Origin of the sequence: Fundicoccus sp. Sow4_H7, from assembly GCF_052115865.1 — a bacterium.
Lineage (GTDB): Bacteria > Bacillota > Bacilli > Lactobacillales > Aerococcaceae > Fundicoccus_A.
Genome location: NZ_JBQKME010000013.1, coordinates 55,804 through 70,020 on the forward strand (window position 1 = coordinate 55,804; position 14,217 = coordinate 70,020).

Sequence of the window (14,217 nt, forward strand, 5' to 3'; positions counted from 1 at the left end):
TGCAAAAGGTATGATGCGTCCGTCAAACATGCACCGTCAGCCAGTAAATTTAATGAAAAAGAATTAAGTCCAAGAAATTGTGTAATTTAATCGAATTTTTATACGCATGAAGTAGCCAACTGTTTCATCAATGAATACCAAAAGTGTCCCTCGTTTTTCTGACGAGTACCCAAAGTGTCCCTCGTTTTTTCGACGAGTACCCAAAGTGTGCCTCGTTTTTTCGACGAGTACCCAAAGTGTGCCTCGTCTTCTCAACGAGTACCCAAAGTGTCCCTCGTTATCGACGAGTTTAAAACATTAGCCTCGTTCCCCCAAAAAGTATTCGTTATAATTGTTTGTTGTAACTTAAAAGTGAATTATTTTCAGTTGACATTAAGATCAGTGACCTGTGGCCATTAAACCAGGACCTACACTATTATTGTTACACAAATTTGTAGACTTCCTATGAGAAAGGACACTAAAAATATTTTCTACAAAGCTATCTCGTAACTTCCAATAATGTCTAATTTCGTTTCGTGAAAATAAGTGAAGTTTTTTCTTGACAATGAGAAATGGGGTCTGTAGTATGTAAATAGTAACCATTACTATTGTTGAAAGAAGGGAAATTAATGAAAAATAAAGTAGCACGCAGCTTACTGTCAGTTTTTCTTGTATTAGGCATTCTGTTCACAACAACAAGCCGTATAAAAGCTCAAGATAAATTAGAAGTGAAGACAACTTTTTATCCGGTTTATTTTTTAGCCCAGCAAATAGCAGGCGATTTAGCCAATGTAAGTATGTTACTGGATGCCAATCAAGATCCGCATAATTATGAAATTAGCGCGAGTGATGTAGCCGATGTGCAAAAAGCAGATTTATTTATTTATCAGGATGATGAAATGGAATTTTTCGTTCAGGATTTACTTGGGGTGGTTAATCCCGAAACAACCTATGTGCTAGAAGCAACAGCCGACTTAAGTCTATTGGCAGGTGCAGCTGAAGATGAAGACGACCACGATCACGACCACGACCACAGTCACGCCTATGATCCGCATACTTGGTTGGATCCATCGTTCTATGCGCAACAAGCTGAAAATGTCTTGAATGCTTTTGTTAGTTTAGATGAAGCGAATGCGGAAGTTTATCAACAAAACTATCAAGCGCTTATTGATGAACTGAATGCTTTAAATGAAGAATATAAAGCAGCTTTAGAAAATCGTAGTGATCGTCGCTTTGTGGTCCAACATGCAGCCTTTGGATATATTGCCCATGCTTATGATTTAGAACAAGTTTCCATTGCTGGTCTATCAACTAGTCAAGAACCCAGTGCGAAAGAAATCGCAACGATGCAAGATTTTGTTATTAAAAATAATGTAGAGATCATTTATGTTGATCCCTCAAGTAATAGTGCGATTGCAGAAACCGTTGCGCAAGCAAATAATGCCGAACTTCGTCCTTTACGTACCTTAGAAAGTGTATCCTCAGATGAGCTAGCACAAGGTGTTGATTACTTTGATGTCATGAGGGATAATTTGATTGAATTATCACGTTAAATCCCGTATAGTTTAAATGATTTAACTGGCTATCACTTAAGAAAAAACAGTAGAAGGTGAAAGAAATCGCAATTATTGAGGTTAAAGACTTGTCATTTTATTATGAACAAGAAAAAGTATTAAATAATATCAGTTTTAGTATCAATACAGGCGAGTTTGTTATTTTAACAGGTGAAAACGGAGCAGCCAAATCTACGCTGATAAAAAATATTATTGGCTTATTAAAGCCGGCCACGGGAGAAGTAAAGATTGCTAAAGAAAATCACTTAGGTGAACCTTTGTCTATCGGCTATGTTCAGCAAAATGTATCATCATTTAATGCAGGCTTCCCAAGTACAGTCCAAACCTTTGTTGAATCAGGACGTTATAGTAAAAATCGTTGGTTTAAAAAATTAGATGCGGAAGACCATGAACATGTGGAGCGTGCTTTAGCTTCTGTTGGGATGCAGGATATTCGTCATAAAAAAATTGGTGATTTATCAGGGGGACAAAAACAACGGATTAGTTTAGCCAGAGTTTTTGCGCTTGACCCCGACTTGTTTGTTCTGGATGAACCAACGACAGGAATGGATGTTAGTTCTCGTGTTAACTTTTATAAACTATTGAAACATAGTGTCAAACATCATGGAAAAACCATCTTAATGGTGACACATGCCGATAAAGAAATTGAAGGTTATTACGATCGTGAAATTCGATTGATTCGAGAGGAGGGGTCGCCATGGAGATGTTTCAGTATGACTTCATCCAGCGCGCGTTAATCGCGGGGGTAGCAATATCTTTTATTATGCCGGTCATTGGTTTGCTGCTTATATTAAGACGCCAATCGCTATTAGCCGATACTCTTTCGCACATTTCTTTAGCAGGAGTAGCGCTAGGAGTATTGCTAGGAGTCAATCCGACGATAACAACTCTTATTGTTGTCGTTATTGCTTCTATCATTATTGAGTATTTACGCGTTGCCTACCGCAATTATTCGGAAATTTCAGTTGCGATGATGATGGCAACAGGCATGGCCGTAGCCCTTGTTTTAGTAAGCCTAAATACAGATTCCAGTAATTTTAGGATTGATCAGTATTTATTTGGTTCGATTATTTTGATTCAAACACAAGAAGTATGGATGTTAGCCATTTTAGCTATTCTCATTATCGTTTTATACATCGTATTTAGAAAACCACTTTATATCTTGAGCTTTGATGAAGCGACCGCCCATACTAGCGGCTTACCTGTTCGCTTGATGTCAGTTGTGTTTTCGATCATTACCGGTGTTGCGATTTCCATTATCATGCCAATCATTGGTGCGTTACTCATTTCAGCGCTTATCGTTATTCCGTCTGCGACCGCCATTAAAATTTCAAAAAGTTTTACCCAAACCATTGTGATTGGTATCATCATTAATTTGATTGGGATATTTATTGGGATTGCCTTTTCATTTTATTATGGTCTACCTCCTGGAGCAGCCATTACGCTTTGTTTCGTGGCCATTTTCATCATCGTTTCTATTTTTAATCGTATAGCTTCAAAACCCACAAATAAATAACTCTTTATGATAAGTCAGATTCATCTCAAATGATGTTGTCTGGCTTATTTTTTTGTTCTAAAACGGCTAAAGCTTGAAAGGGTCTTTGCTTGATTTTTAGGCATTAAAATAGCAATATTAAATTGAAAGGAGTAGTTAATTTATTGACTTGAATACCTTTCAAATAAGTTTAATTTCTAGTCAAAGAACCTATGATATAAGGAGGAAAGATATGAAATTCAAATGGTCGCTTCTAATGCTACTTATTGGAATTGTATTTTTAACTGCATGTGAGGATAAAACTACTACTACCACTTCAACGAATTCAGATGGCGATTTTGCTATTACAGAATATAGTGGACCGACTTTATCGATTGTGGTAGGTTCAGAAAATGAAGAACTAGAACCAATCCTTGAAAGCTTTGCTCGTGAAAACAAAAAAATATCACCATGGATTACCTAGGCCCACTTGATATTATGCGAATGCTACAAAGCGGTGATATACCCTACGATGCAGTATGGCCAGCCAGCTCTATTTGGCTGACACTAGGTGATACCAATCGTGTACTAGATCATAGCCAAACGACTTCAATTTCACCCGTTGTATTTGGGATTAAACAATCACTTGCTGAAGAACTTGGTTTCGTTGGCACAGATGTTTACATAGCGGATATTATTGAAGCGATTGAAAATGACCAATTGAATTTTGCGATGACCTCTGCAACGCAGTCAAACTCTGGAGCTTCAGCTTATATTGGCTTTTTAACTGTTATCGCAGGTAAAGAGGAAGGGCTGACTTCTGAGGATTTAACTGATGAGGCTGTGAGAGAACAAATTACTACCTTATTATCTGGAGTTAATCGCTCCTCTGGAAGTTCTAATTGGTTGGTTGATTTATTTTTATCTGGTGGCTATGATGCAATGGTTAACTACGAAACGCTGATTATTCAAACCAATTTAGAACTGGAAAAGAACAATCAAGAAACTTTGTATATGGTTTATCCAGTGGATGGTTTGTCGCTGAGTGATTCACCGCTTGCTTATGTTGACCATGATAATGATGACATGGAAGCATTGTTTTTAGAACTTCAGAATTATTTATTAAGTGATGAAGCTCAAAATGAAATTGAAAAAACAGGTAAACGCTCAGCCTATGGGACGATTCGACCTGAAAATGAAAAAGTTTTTCGTTCTGAATGGGGTATGGATACTGAGCGTGTACTGGCTGCCATAAGATGGCCGCAAGCAGATGTCATAATGGAAGCTTTATCGCTGTATCAATCTCAATTTAAAAAGCCAGCTTTAACCATGTATGTCTTAGACTTCTCAGGAAGTATGCATGGCGATGGCTATGATCAAATGATAGCGGCTTTAGAAGAAGTCCTCATCCCTGAAAATGCCGCTGAGAATTTATTGTTAGGAACAAGTGAAGATTTAACTTATCTCATTCCTTTTGGAAGTGGTGTCTTAGATGTCGAATCTGAAAAAGGTAATGCTGAAGAATTATATACGGATGCAAAAAGTTATGAATTGTCCGGTTCAACTTACATGTATGAAGGCATTATTGAAGCTTTAGAACGGCTTGCTTTGGATAACGAAAGTGAACTCGATAAATACAATCCAGCTGTTGTTGTGCTAACAGATGGAATGCCAAATGGAGATAAAGATTTTCTTGACTTAGAACGTTTTTATAAGGACTATGCCTACGATATTCCTGTTTTCTCAATCATGTTTGGCTCTGCTTCAGATGATGAATTAAGTAAAATTGCCAATTTAACACGGGCTCGTGTCTTTGATGGGCGGGAGAATTTGATTGAAGCATTTCAACAAGTGAAAGGATACAACTAATATGAAAGGACAAGGCAGACAAAATTTGTTAGCAATGATTAGTTCAATTGTGACGTTTCTAGTGATGTTCTTTATATTGGATTGGCCGATTATCCTAACGGTTGTTTTAGCTATCGCGATTTTCTTTGGTGTGTTTATGTTAACAAAACCTGTTTTAAAAATAGGTGATATTGAACTGGAGCGTTTAGCCGATGGTATTCAGAATCCACTAATCGCTGAAAAAGCACAAAGCTTAAGTGGAATTGCCCAAAATATCTTGGATTATTTAGAAGATGCTCCAAAGGAAATCTCGTCATCGCGACATTTTTTGAACTATTATTTGCCTACAGCCAATAAAATTATCGGAAATTATTTACATTTAAAAAGAGCCAATGTTTCGACCGACAAGTTTAATCTCATCACGGAACGAACGGTAGAATCTTTGGATTTACTTAATCAGGTCTTTGCTCAGCAAAGAGATAACTATTATAAAGATCAGATGTTAACGTTAGAAGTTGAAACAGAATTACTTGAAAAAACGATACGATTGGGAGGAGGTAGTTAATGAAGACACGCTTATGGGGACTCATTGTACTTGTCTTAGTTATTATTTCCGCTGTTGGTTATACTCTGCTTCAAGGGAATCGACTGGATGAAGTAGAACTAAGAGGGTTTTTAGGAGGAGAAAAGTCAGGCTTATTTAGTAACCCTTAATTTCTTAAGTATATCGATGATGAGTATGGAATCACATTAAATTACCGCATCGATGGATCCTTTGATATGGTCCAAGGGGATATTGAAGGACAAGATTACTTATTTCCATCCAGTCAGTTAGCTTTAGAATTATATCAAGACTTAAATCGCCCCTTGGTTGCCGATGATATTGTTTTAAATACGCCGATTGTTTTATATTCAAGACGTTTAGTGACCAATGCCTTAGAAAAAGAAGGGGTTGTAACCATTCGTGATGGTGTTCATTATGTTAATATGCAAATGTTAGCGGAAATGATTGTTAACCGAACCTCTTGGGCTGATATCGGAATTCCACAACTTTATGGAAATGTTTTGGTCGATACCACAGATCCTAATGCATCCAATTCAGGGAATATGTTTCTAGGCTTACTTGCCAATAGTTTGAATAACAACCAAGTTGTTAACGAAAATACCGTCAATGATATCTTGCCGAAAATAAAAGATATTTACCAAGCCATTGGTTTTATGCAAACAACATCATCTGATATGTTCAAACAATTTTTACGCCAAGGAGTTGGCGCCTATCCTATTATTGCAGGTTATGAAAATCAGTTGCTTGAATTTTCAAAATTACAACCGGATGTTTACGAACAAGTGCGTGATCAAATTGTGATTTTATATCCTGAGCCAACAGTTTGGTCATCACACGTATTAATCGGCTTAACTGATCAAAGTGAAGTGCTCATAGATGCCTTAATAGATAGAAAAGTTCAAGATATAGCTTGGCGTGAACATGGCTTTAGAACAGTTGTCTCAGGAGCTAATAATGAAGCTGTCTTTGACACTCCAGGAATAGCGACTGAAGTGACCCAAATTATGCCCATGCCAGATATTGATACGATGCTTTTGTTAATGGACGCTATTAAATAAAATAAATATCAAAGGGGACATACTCGATGAGCGAAAATAGTGAAATTACACTCGATAATTTGATGAAAAACAATCTAAAAGCACAAGCCCAAGTCAATCCAAATGAAATAACTGCTGAAGTTGAACGCCAAGTAGCCACGCTTTCTAATGAAGAACGGCAACGGGTCAATGAAATTAAAACATCGATTAACTTGCAAGATAGTCAATTGCTTAGTATTTATGGAAGTAATTCACAAAAAAATTTAGCACAGTTTAGTGAACAAATTTTATCCGAAGTGCGTAGTAAAGATGTGGGTGAAATTGGTACATTAATGTCAGATTTAATGGTTAAAGTCCGTGACTTAGATATAGCAAACATTGATGATGGCGGTTTTTTATCGAAAATCCCTTTTTTAAATAATGCTAAGCGTATAGTAGAAAGATATTTAGCCAAATATGACGTCATGGAAACACAAATTGATAAAATCCAAGCCTCGTTAGAAGCCGGACGCATGGAGCTACTTAAAGATATTGGTACATTCGATAAACTGTATGAGAAAAATGTGGAATACTTCAATGAGTTACAATTGTATATTGTAGCAGGTGAAGAAAAAATCACTGAAATGCGAGAAGAAACTTTACCAAAATTATTTGAACAAGCCCAGGCGAGTGGCGATCCGATGGCTGTACAAGTCGTGAATGATTTTAATGAAACCATCAATCGATTTGAAAAGAAAATATTTGATTTAAAAACATCTAAAACAATGGCCATTCAAACGGCTCCACAAATTAAATTGATTCAAAATAATGATAAATTGTTAGTGGATAAAGTAACGGATGCGATAAATAACACCATCCCTTTATGGAAATTACAAGTGGTGATTGCTTTAGGAATGCAAAAACAAGGTCAAGTCCTCCAAATGCAAAAAGACGTATCAGATACAACCAATGAATTGCTCAAACGGAATTCAGCCAGTCTAAAACAAAATACCTTAGACGTTGCAAGAGAATCTGAGCGTTCGACGATTGATATTGAAACCTTGAAAAAGGTCAATGAAGATCTTATTTCAACAATCGAAGAAAGCTTAGAAATCCAAGAAAATGCTAAGAAAGCTCGTTTTGAAGCTGCCATAGAATTAGAGAAAATTGAGTCAGACTTACAAGCGACCTTATTAAAGACGATTAAATTTTAGAAAATAAATAAATAAATTCATTCCCCTGCATCAAAAAAGCAATCAATTGATATAGGGGTGTTATTTTCCGAACTTTACTATCAATTTATATCTAAATGTTAAGTTTTTTGCTATAATAGAAGGAGAAATTGATGGAGGGAAATGTGTTATGAGTCAAGCAACCAAAGTAAGACGCAATCATCGCTTAGTATATATTACTCAGTATTTAACCCAGCGTCCAAATCAATTAGTTCATTTGTCATATTTTGCTGATTATTTTAATTGTGCTAAATCATCTATTAGTGAAGATCTAGATTATATCCGTGGTGTGTTATCTGAAAATCAAATGGGAACGATTAAAACAATTTCTGGGGTATCAGGAGGAGTCCTATATCAACCGATGGTTGGAGAGACTGAAGCCCAGCAATTAATTCAAACACTTTTCCAACAACTTAAAACAGGTAAACGCATTTTACCGGGTAATTATATTTATTTAACCGATATTTTACAACAGCCTTCATTAGTTCATTCTATTGCTAAAAAAATTGCGTCAGTTTATCAAGATAGAGGCATTGACGTGGTTGTAACGATTGAAACTAAAGGAATTGGACTAGCTGCGGCAGTGGCTCACTTTTTAAATGTCGATTATTTAGTGGTTCGTAGAGATTCTCAGGATACAGAAGGCTCAACCATTTCAACGAATTTTGTATCGGGAATCCACAGGACTGTTAAAAAAATGGAATTAAGTAAATCAAGCTTAAAAGCAGACAGCAAAGTTCTCATCGTCGATGATTTTATGCGTAATGGGGGAACGATGGAAGGTTTAGTTAATTTAATGCATGAATTTGATTGCTATGTCGATAGCATTTGTGTGTTAGTGGATAACTCTCCGGAGTTGCAAACCAACTTACCCGACTATCAATCGTTAATAAAAGTTGAAATAGTTTATGACCAAGAAAGTAGTAAATTTGTCTTGGCAGTAGAAAAAGGAACAATATTTATTTAGAATAGTATGTTGGTGTTTAATTGTCCGTAATTTTCTACTATAATATAGATGCATTTAATTAAATGATGTATATCACATAAGGGGTGTTTTGATGAGGAAACGAATGGCTGTCGTGTTAGCTGCTGGTAAAGGAACGAGAATGAAGTCTCAATTACCAAAGATGCTTCATGCAATCAATGGTTTGTCGATGGTTGAACACGTTGTTCGCGCCGTTCAACAGAACCATGTTGAAGACATAGTATCCATTGTTGGCTATGGAGCTGATCAAGTTGAAGCTACTTTAGGTTCATCTTCAAGTTATGCTTTTCAGGCTGAACAATTAGGAACAGGCCATGCTGTTTTACAAGCGAAGGATTTATTGATTGATAAAGAAGGAAGTACTTTAGTCATATGTGGGGACACACCATTATTAACGAGTGAAACTCTAAATAAATTATTTGAAACACATGAAAATTCATCAAGTTCAGCGACTGTTTTAACGGCCATTGTAGGAGATTCTACGGGTTATGGACGTGTGATTCGTGACGAGAATCAAACAGTTGTCAAAATTGTTGAACAAAAGGATGCGAATGCATCAGAGTTAGCTGTGAGAGAAATCAATACAGGGACTTATGTTTTTGACAATCAAAAACTCTTTAAAGCATTGGAGAAAGTAACCAATGATAATGCACAAGGTGAGTATTATTTACCAGATGTCATCGAAATTATGAAAAATGATGGAGATACTGTTTCGGCACACATTTTAGAAGATATGAATGAAGCCATTGGTGTTAATGATCGTGTTGCCTTAGCCAAAGCCGGTCAAATCTTAACCAAACGAATTAATGATTACCATATGCGTAATGGGATAACCTTAGTAAATCCTACGAATACATACATCGAAGTTGATGTTGAAATTGGTCAAGATACGATAATTGAAGCAGGTGTGAGCCTAAAAGGTAAAACAACGATAGGTTCAAATTGTGTTATTGGCTCTAATTCGGAAATCGATAGCAGTGTGATTGCCGATTATGTTGCAATCAAACAGTCGGTCATCGAATATTCACAAATTGCTGAAAAAGTTACTATCGGTCCTTTTGCTCATCTTAGACCTCAATCAGTGATTGGTGAAGAGGTTCATATTGGGAACTTTGTTGAAGTTAAAAACAGCAATGTCGGAGCCAAAACTAAAGCAGGCCACCTAACATATATCGGAGATGCGGATATCGGTCAAGATGTTAATGTAGGCTGTGGAACAATTTTTGTTAACTATGATGGGAAACATAAGCACCGTTCTAAAGTAGGTGACAATGCATTTATTGGCTGTAATGCTAATATTGTGGCCCCTGTCGAAGTTGGAAATCGTGCTTTTGTTGCAGCAGGGGCTACCATAACAAAAAATGTTGAAGATGAAGCTTTAGCCATTTCACGTGTTGATCAAAAAAATATACCAAACTATTGGGAAAAACTTCAAAACAAATAATTAATTGGAGGATAAAAAAGTGCGCGCACAATCATATAAAGACTCGAGTTTGAAAATTTTTTCACTACGTTCTAATGAACCCTTGGCAGCTAAAATTGCTGAAGAAGTTGGAGTGGAACTGGGAAAAATCTCTATCTCACATTTTGCGGATGGTGAAATTAAGGTAAACATTGAAGAAAGTATCCGTGGTGATAATGTTTATATCGTTCAATCAACCTCATATCCGGTGAATGATAATTTGGTTGAATTACTCATCACTATCGATGCATTAAAAAGAGCCAGTGCAAAGACAATTAACGTTGTCATTCCATATTATGGCTATGCTCGTCAAGACCGCAAGGCAAATTCAAGAGAGCCAATTACAGCTAAGTTAGTTTCAAATATGATTACTGTAGCTGGAGCAACACGTGTTTTAGCTTTAGACTTGCACGCTGCTCAAATTCAAGGTTTCTTTGATATTCCTCTAGACCACTTAGTAGGCGCTCCGCTATTAGCTAACTATTTCATTCAACATCAATTAGAAGGTGATGGAGTGGTTGTCGTTTCACCTGATCACGGTGGAGTAACGCGCGCAAGAAAATTAGCGGAATTTTTAAAATCACCCATTGCGATTATTGATAAGCGTCGTCCGAAAGATAATGTAGCGGAAGTCATGAGTATTATCGGAGAAGTTGAAGGTAAAACATGTATTTTAATCGATGATATGATTGATACTGCTGGTACCATCACTTTAGGAGCACAAGCTTTAATTGACAAAGGGGCAAAAGAAGTTTATGCATGTTGTACACATGCGGTCTTCTCAAATCCGGCGATTGAACGTCTAGAAGCTTCGCCTATTAAAAAAGTTGTCGTAACAGATTCAATTTTATTGGACGAAAGCAAGAAAATGGACAAATTAGATACCGTTTCAGTGGCTCAATTGATGGCAGAAGCCATTATAAGAATCCATGAAAATCGTTCAGTTAGCCCATTATTTAATGAGAAATTCAAAATTATTGAGTAAAAATAATCTAAGCCAAGGAGAAACTTTCCTTGGCTTTTTTATGGATGAAATATTTAATGGTTTAATTCATATAAAATATTAAAATCAAAAAAATGTTATCATTCAATTCATTCATAAATTCATCATTTATCAATTAAATAAAGTGTTGGACAAAATAACTTATTTTTATTTAGAATTGTAGCTAAACCAACGGATTACCGCTATAATAGGCATGTAGTGTTTTCAAATACTTTTATGTATCGAGAGGAGGGGTTAAGTGAATAATCGATATGAATGGAACAATCTGTTGCGATTTGTTGCTGTTATCGTTGGGTCACTCGTTTCATTAGCCTGTATTTATTTATCGTTTTATATTAAATTTGCGGGTGATATTCCAGCACGAAACTTCAGAGCGTTCGAGGGCAGTTATTTATGGATATTTATTGGGTTCATTATTATCAATATTCTGTTCGAAACCTATATTTTTTATAATAAAACAGTATTGGACTTGTTTTATTTTACGATGTTAAGTCAATTAGTTTTAACGATTTTTATGATGGCTGTAACCTATGCGGGAAGCTGGTTAACCTTCCCAAGAAGTGTTATTATGATAAATTTTGTTGTTGGAACTTTTGGGATGTTTCTATATAATTCCTTTGTCTATTGGGCATACCATCGTATTCGAGGGAAGAAAAAAATATTGGTGGTAGGTGATGAGAAAAGTGCAATCAATGCGATTCGTAACTTTGATTTAATGAAGAATCGACGTCATGAAGTCACTCATGTTGTCTTATCGAATTACTATAATAATGTGAGAAATAATGCAGATGAAGTGGATATTGTTTATGTAACGGGACATATTGAAGAGTCTGAAAGGGTTAAAATTTACGAATATCTTACCGAACAAAATAAAAAAATGTTTTTAAGTCCAAACTTTCAAAACTTAATGATGGTTAAACCGAATATTATGAACTTCGAAGATGAAAGTATTATTGAAGTATCGCCTTTTAAAATTTCAGCAGAAGAAGAGCTTATTAAACGTTCAATTGATATTTTGGTAGCTTTAGTGTTAATTGTTATCACGGCGCCTATTATGTTGATTGCCATGATTGCTATTAAACTCGATTCACCTGGTCCTGTTTTATATAAGCAGGAACGTATTACAAAAAATCAACGGGAATTTAATATTTTGAAGTTTCGTTCGATGTCAGTTACGGCTGAACAAGATTCAGGTCCGGTGCTAGCGACTTCTAATGATTCGCGAGTGACAAAGGTAGGCCGTACGATTCGAAGTTTACGGATTGATGAATTGCCTCAATTATTTAATGTGTTAAAAGGGGATATGTCGCTTGTGGGACCACGTCCTGAACGACCGTTTTTTGTGAATCAATTTAAAGAAGCTAATCCTTATTACAGCTTAAGACATAATGTGCGTGCTGGAATAACTGGTTATGCACAAGTTTACGGAAAGTATAGTACGGATTTTAATAGTAAGTTAAATTTTGATTTGCTTTATATCAAAAACTACTCTCTATCGTTTGATTTTAAATTGTTATTTCAAACAGTCAAAATTTTATTTGATAAAGTAAGTTCTCGCGGTGTGGATGAAGAAGAACAAGAAATACATGCGGACTGGACTGACTTTGAAGATAAATTAATCATTATTGAATAAATACCTTTTAGCCTATCAAGTTATTGATGGGCTATTTATTATTATAGTGACTTAAATCTTATGGAACTATCGATTTGAGCGGCATCTAAATTATGTTTTTTGTTAATTTGAAAGTCATAAAAATAGTCAGTGAAAATAACATATGCTATACTGAAACCATAAATCCAAATAAGAAAGGTGATTTAAATGAAAAAAGGTTTAAAAGCTTTAAGTAGTCTTTTGATTGCACTATTAGTAGCATTACAAATTGTACCTGCCGTAGGCGCACAAGAATCTGATGTAAAAACAATTTTACAAGAGATTAATCAAGCTAACGCTGAAGTAACATCGATGAGTGGAGATGGATTTATTTCACTTGCGATGGTTAGTAACGAACAACGTGCTGATTTAGGACAATTAAACTATGACTTTTCCTACAATGTTGATCCTCGCTTTGGCTTAGAAGCTCATGGTGAAGTTGTTTCTCCATTTATTGGCGAAGCATTAGGATTTGACCTTTTCTATGAAAATGCAGTAGGTTATTTATTTGATGGAACAGCGTGGCAAGCACAAGATTTTAGTGCAGAAGAAAAAGAAATTTCAGATGCTTTCTATCAAGCGTTAAACGAAATGTCTGGAATGGAAGAAACACCTGAAGCGCAAGCAAGTCTTGATTTAAATGAAAAATATACTGATTTTGAAGAAACAGATACTGAATATGTATTTTCTTTAAAACAAAATATTAATGCTGATGAATTATGGGCAGATCTTAATTCAGTTGTTGATTTAAACGCTGTTAAAGAAGAAGCAATTCAACAAGCAGAAACAGAAGCGGGTCAAGAATTAGACCAAGAAACAAAAGATATGATTGACTCTATGTATAGTGCTGATATTTTAGATGTATTCTTAAAAACAAATCCAGTATTTACTACTCATTACGACAAAGAAACATTACGTTTAACTAAAATGGCTTTTGAATTCCAAATTAACTTAGCTGACTTTGTACCTGCTGATGTTGTAGCGGAAGAAGACATGAGTGCTATGCCACAAGTTATTATTGTTGCTGGTGAAATGAACTTTGCTAATTATGGTGAACAATTTGATATTGCTGTTCCTCAAGAAGCAATTGATAGTTTAGTTCCAACTGAAACAGAAACACCAACAGAAACTGACACAGAAACTGAAGATGGTGAGACAACAGATGAGTCTGTTGAAGAAACGATTGAAGATGTAGTGGAAGAATCTGCTGAAGAAACAGAAACAACAGAAGAAACAACTGAGGAAACTGTTGAAGAATCGGCTGAAGATGCAGAATAATTAGTTTAAATTAAATTTAGAAATTAGATCAAGTAACGCTTGATATGCTCCCCCTAAAGTAGACGCTGAAAAAGTAAAACTACTTTTGGGGGAGTTTTTATGCGTTCAAATAGTAAACATACGTGGGAAGAATTGGAAAGATTTATTCGA

The 14,217-nt window shown here is 35.7% G+C and carries 14 protein-coding genes; all 14 read left to right on the forward strand.

What is annotated here, in order from left to right; genetic code table 11:
- The first annotated feature begins 608 nt into the window (after positions 1-608).
- The 14 genes from ACTQ54_RS10900 to ACTQ54_RS10965 all read left to right on the forward strand — a co-directional run bounded on the left by ACTQ54_RS10900 (position 609) and on the right by ACTQ54_RS10965 (position 14,067).
- Positions 609-1,532: a metal ABC transporter solute-binding protein, Zn/Mn family gene (locus ACTQ54_RS10900; RefSeq protein ID WP_441756809.1), complete on the forward strand. Its 924-nt coding sequence runs from the start codon at positions 609-611 to the stop codon at positions 1,530-1,532.
- Positions 1,533-1,597: 65 nt separating this feature from the next.
- Positions 1,598-2,290 (forward strand): metal ABC transporter ATP-binding protein, encoded by a 693-nt coding sequence (locus ACTQ54_RS10905; protein WP_441756836.1) that lies wholly within the window; start codon positions 1,598-1,600, stop codon positions 2,288-2,290.
- The gene (locus ACTQ54_RS10910; protein ID WP_441756811.1) at positions 2,251-3,069 is read left to right on the forward strand and encodes a metal ABC transporter permease; all 819 of its coding nucleotides are present in this window, start codon (positions 2,251-2,253) and stop codon (positions 3,067-3,069) included. The genes ACTQ54_RS10905 and ACTQ54_RS10910 overlap by 40 nt, the downstream gene beginning before the upstream one ends.
- A 211-nt stretch (positions 3,070-3,280) precedes the next feature.
- Entirely contained in the window at positions 3,281-3,511 is a 231-nt protein-coding gene (locus tag ACTQ54_RS10915; RefSeq protein WP_441756813.1) for a hypothetical protein, read from the forward strand.
- Positions 3,499-4,896, forward strand: a complete 1,398-nt coding sequence (locus tag ACTQ54_RS10920) for a substrate-binding domain-containing protein (protein ID WP_441756814.1) — start codon at positions 3,499-3,501, stop codon at positions 4,894-4,896. The genes ACTQ54_RS10915 and ACTQ54_RS10920 overlap by 13 nt, the downstream gene beginning before the upstream one ends.
- Before the next feature lies 1 nt (position 4,897).
- The gene (locus ACTQ54_RS10925) at positions 4,898-5,440 is read left to right on the forward strand and encodes a 5-bromo-4-chloroindolyl phosphate hydrolysis family protein (protein WP_441756816.1); all 543 of its coding nucleotides are present in this window, start codon (positions 4,898-4,900) and stop codon (positions 5,438-5,440) included.
- Entirely contained in the window at positions 5,440-5,589 is a 150-nt protein-coding gene (locus ACTQ54_RS10930) for a hypothetical protein (RefSeq protein ID WP_441756818.1), read from the forward strand. The genes ACTQ54_RS10925 and ACTQ54_RS10930 overlap by 1 nt, the downstream gene beginning before the upstream one ends.
- 66 nt (positions 5,590-5,655) lie before the next feature.
- Complete coding sequence (locus ACTQ54_RS10935) at positions 5,656-6,498, forward strand: hypothetical protein (protein WP_441756819.1); 843 nt, start codon at positions 5,656-5,658, stop codon at positions 6,496-6,498.
- A gap of 26 nt (positions 6,499-6,524) precedes the next feature.
- Entirely contained in the window at positions 6,525-7,670 is a 1,146-nt protein-coding gene (locus ACTQ54_RS10940) for a toxic anion resistance protein (protein WP_441756821.1), read from the forward strand.
- A gap of 148 nt (positions 7,671-7,818) precedes the next feature.
- The gene (gene purR, locus ACTQ54_RS10945) at positions 7,819-8,655 is read left to right on the forward strand and encodes a pur operon repressor (RefSeq protein ID WP_441756823.1); all 837 of its coding nucleotides are present in this window, start codon (positions 7,819-7,821) and stop codon (positions 8,653-8,655) included.
- Positions 8,656-8,746: 91 nt separating this feature from the next.
- Complete coding sequence (gene glmU / locus ACTQ54_RS10950) at positions 8,747-10,117, forward strand: bifunctional UDP-N-acetylglucosamine diphosphorylase/glucosamine-1-phosphate N-acetyltransferase GlmU (protein WP_441756824.1); 1,371 nt, start codon at positions 8,747-8,749, stop codon at positions 10,115-10,117.
- A gap of 19 nt (positions 10,118-10,136) precedes the next feature.
- Positions 10,137-11,120 (forward strand): ribose-phosphate diphosphokinase, encoded by a 984-nt coding sequence (locus ACTQ54_RS10955; RefSeq protein ID WP_441756826.1) that lies wholly within the window; start codon positions 10,137-10,139, stop codon positions 11,118-11,120.
- A gap of 256 nt (positions 11,121-11,376) precedes the next feature.
- Entirely contained in the window at positions 11,377-12,771 is a 1,395-nt protein-coding gene (locus ACTQ54_RS10960; protein WP_441756828.1) for a sugar transferase, read from the forward strand.
- A 186-nt stretch (positions 12,772-12,957) separates the two neighbouring features.
- On the forward strand, positions 12,958-14,067 hold the full coding sequence (locus ACTQ54_RS10965; protein ID WP_441756830.1) for a hypothetical protein: 1,110 nt from the start codon (positions 12,958-12,960) through the stop codon (positions 14,065-14,067).
- Positions 14,068-14,217: the final 150 nt, after the last annotated feature.

Excerpts from the sequence above, each read along its gene's own strand:
- ACTQ54_RS10900 (WP_441756809.1), top strand. The coding sequence starts at position 609 with ATGAAAAATAAAGTAGCACGCAGCTTACTGTCAGTTTTTCTTGTATTA.
- ACTQ54_RS10910 (WP_441756811.1), top strand. The coding sequence starts at position 2,251 with ATGGAGATGTTTCAGTATGACTTCATCCAGCGCGCGTTAATCGCGGGG.
- ACTQ54_RS10915 (WP_441756813.1), top strand. The coding sequence starts at position 3,281 with ATGAAATTCAAATGGTCGCTTCTAATGCTACTTATTGGAATTGTATTT.
- ACTQ54_RS10920 (WP_441756814.1), top strand. The coding sequence starts at position 3,499 with ATGGATTACCTAGGCCCACTTGATATTATGCGAATGCTACAAAGCGGT.
- ACTQ54_RS10925 (WP_441756816.1), top strand. The coding sequence starts at position 4,898 with ATGAAAGGACAAGGCAGACAAAATTTGTTAGCAATGATTAGTTCAATT.
- ACTQ54_RS10930 (WP_441756818.1), top strand. The coding sequence starts at position 5,440 with ATGAAGACACGCTTATGGGGACTCATTGTACTTGTCTTAGTTATTATT.
- ACTQ54_RS10935 (WP_441756819.1), top strand. The coding sequence starts at position 5,656 with ATGGTCCAAGGGGATATTGAAGGACAAGATTACTTATTTCCATCCAGT.
- ACTQ54_RS10940 (WP_441756821.1), top strand. The coding sequence starts at position 6,525 with ATGAGCGAAAATAGTGAAATTACACTCGATAATTTGATGAAAAACAAT.
- purR (WP_441756823.1), top strand. The coding sequence starts at position 7,819 with ATGAGTCAAGCAACCAAAGTAAGACGCAATCATCGCTTAGTATATATT.
- glmU (WP_441756824.1), top strand. The coding sequence starts at position 8,747 with ATGAGGAAACGAATGGCTGTCGTGTTAGCTGCTGGTAAAGGAACGAGA.
- ACTQ54_RS10965 (WP_441756830.1), top strand. The coding sequence starts at position 12,958 with ATGAAAAAAGGTTTAAAAGCTTTAAGTAGTCTTTTGATTGCACTATTA.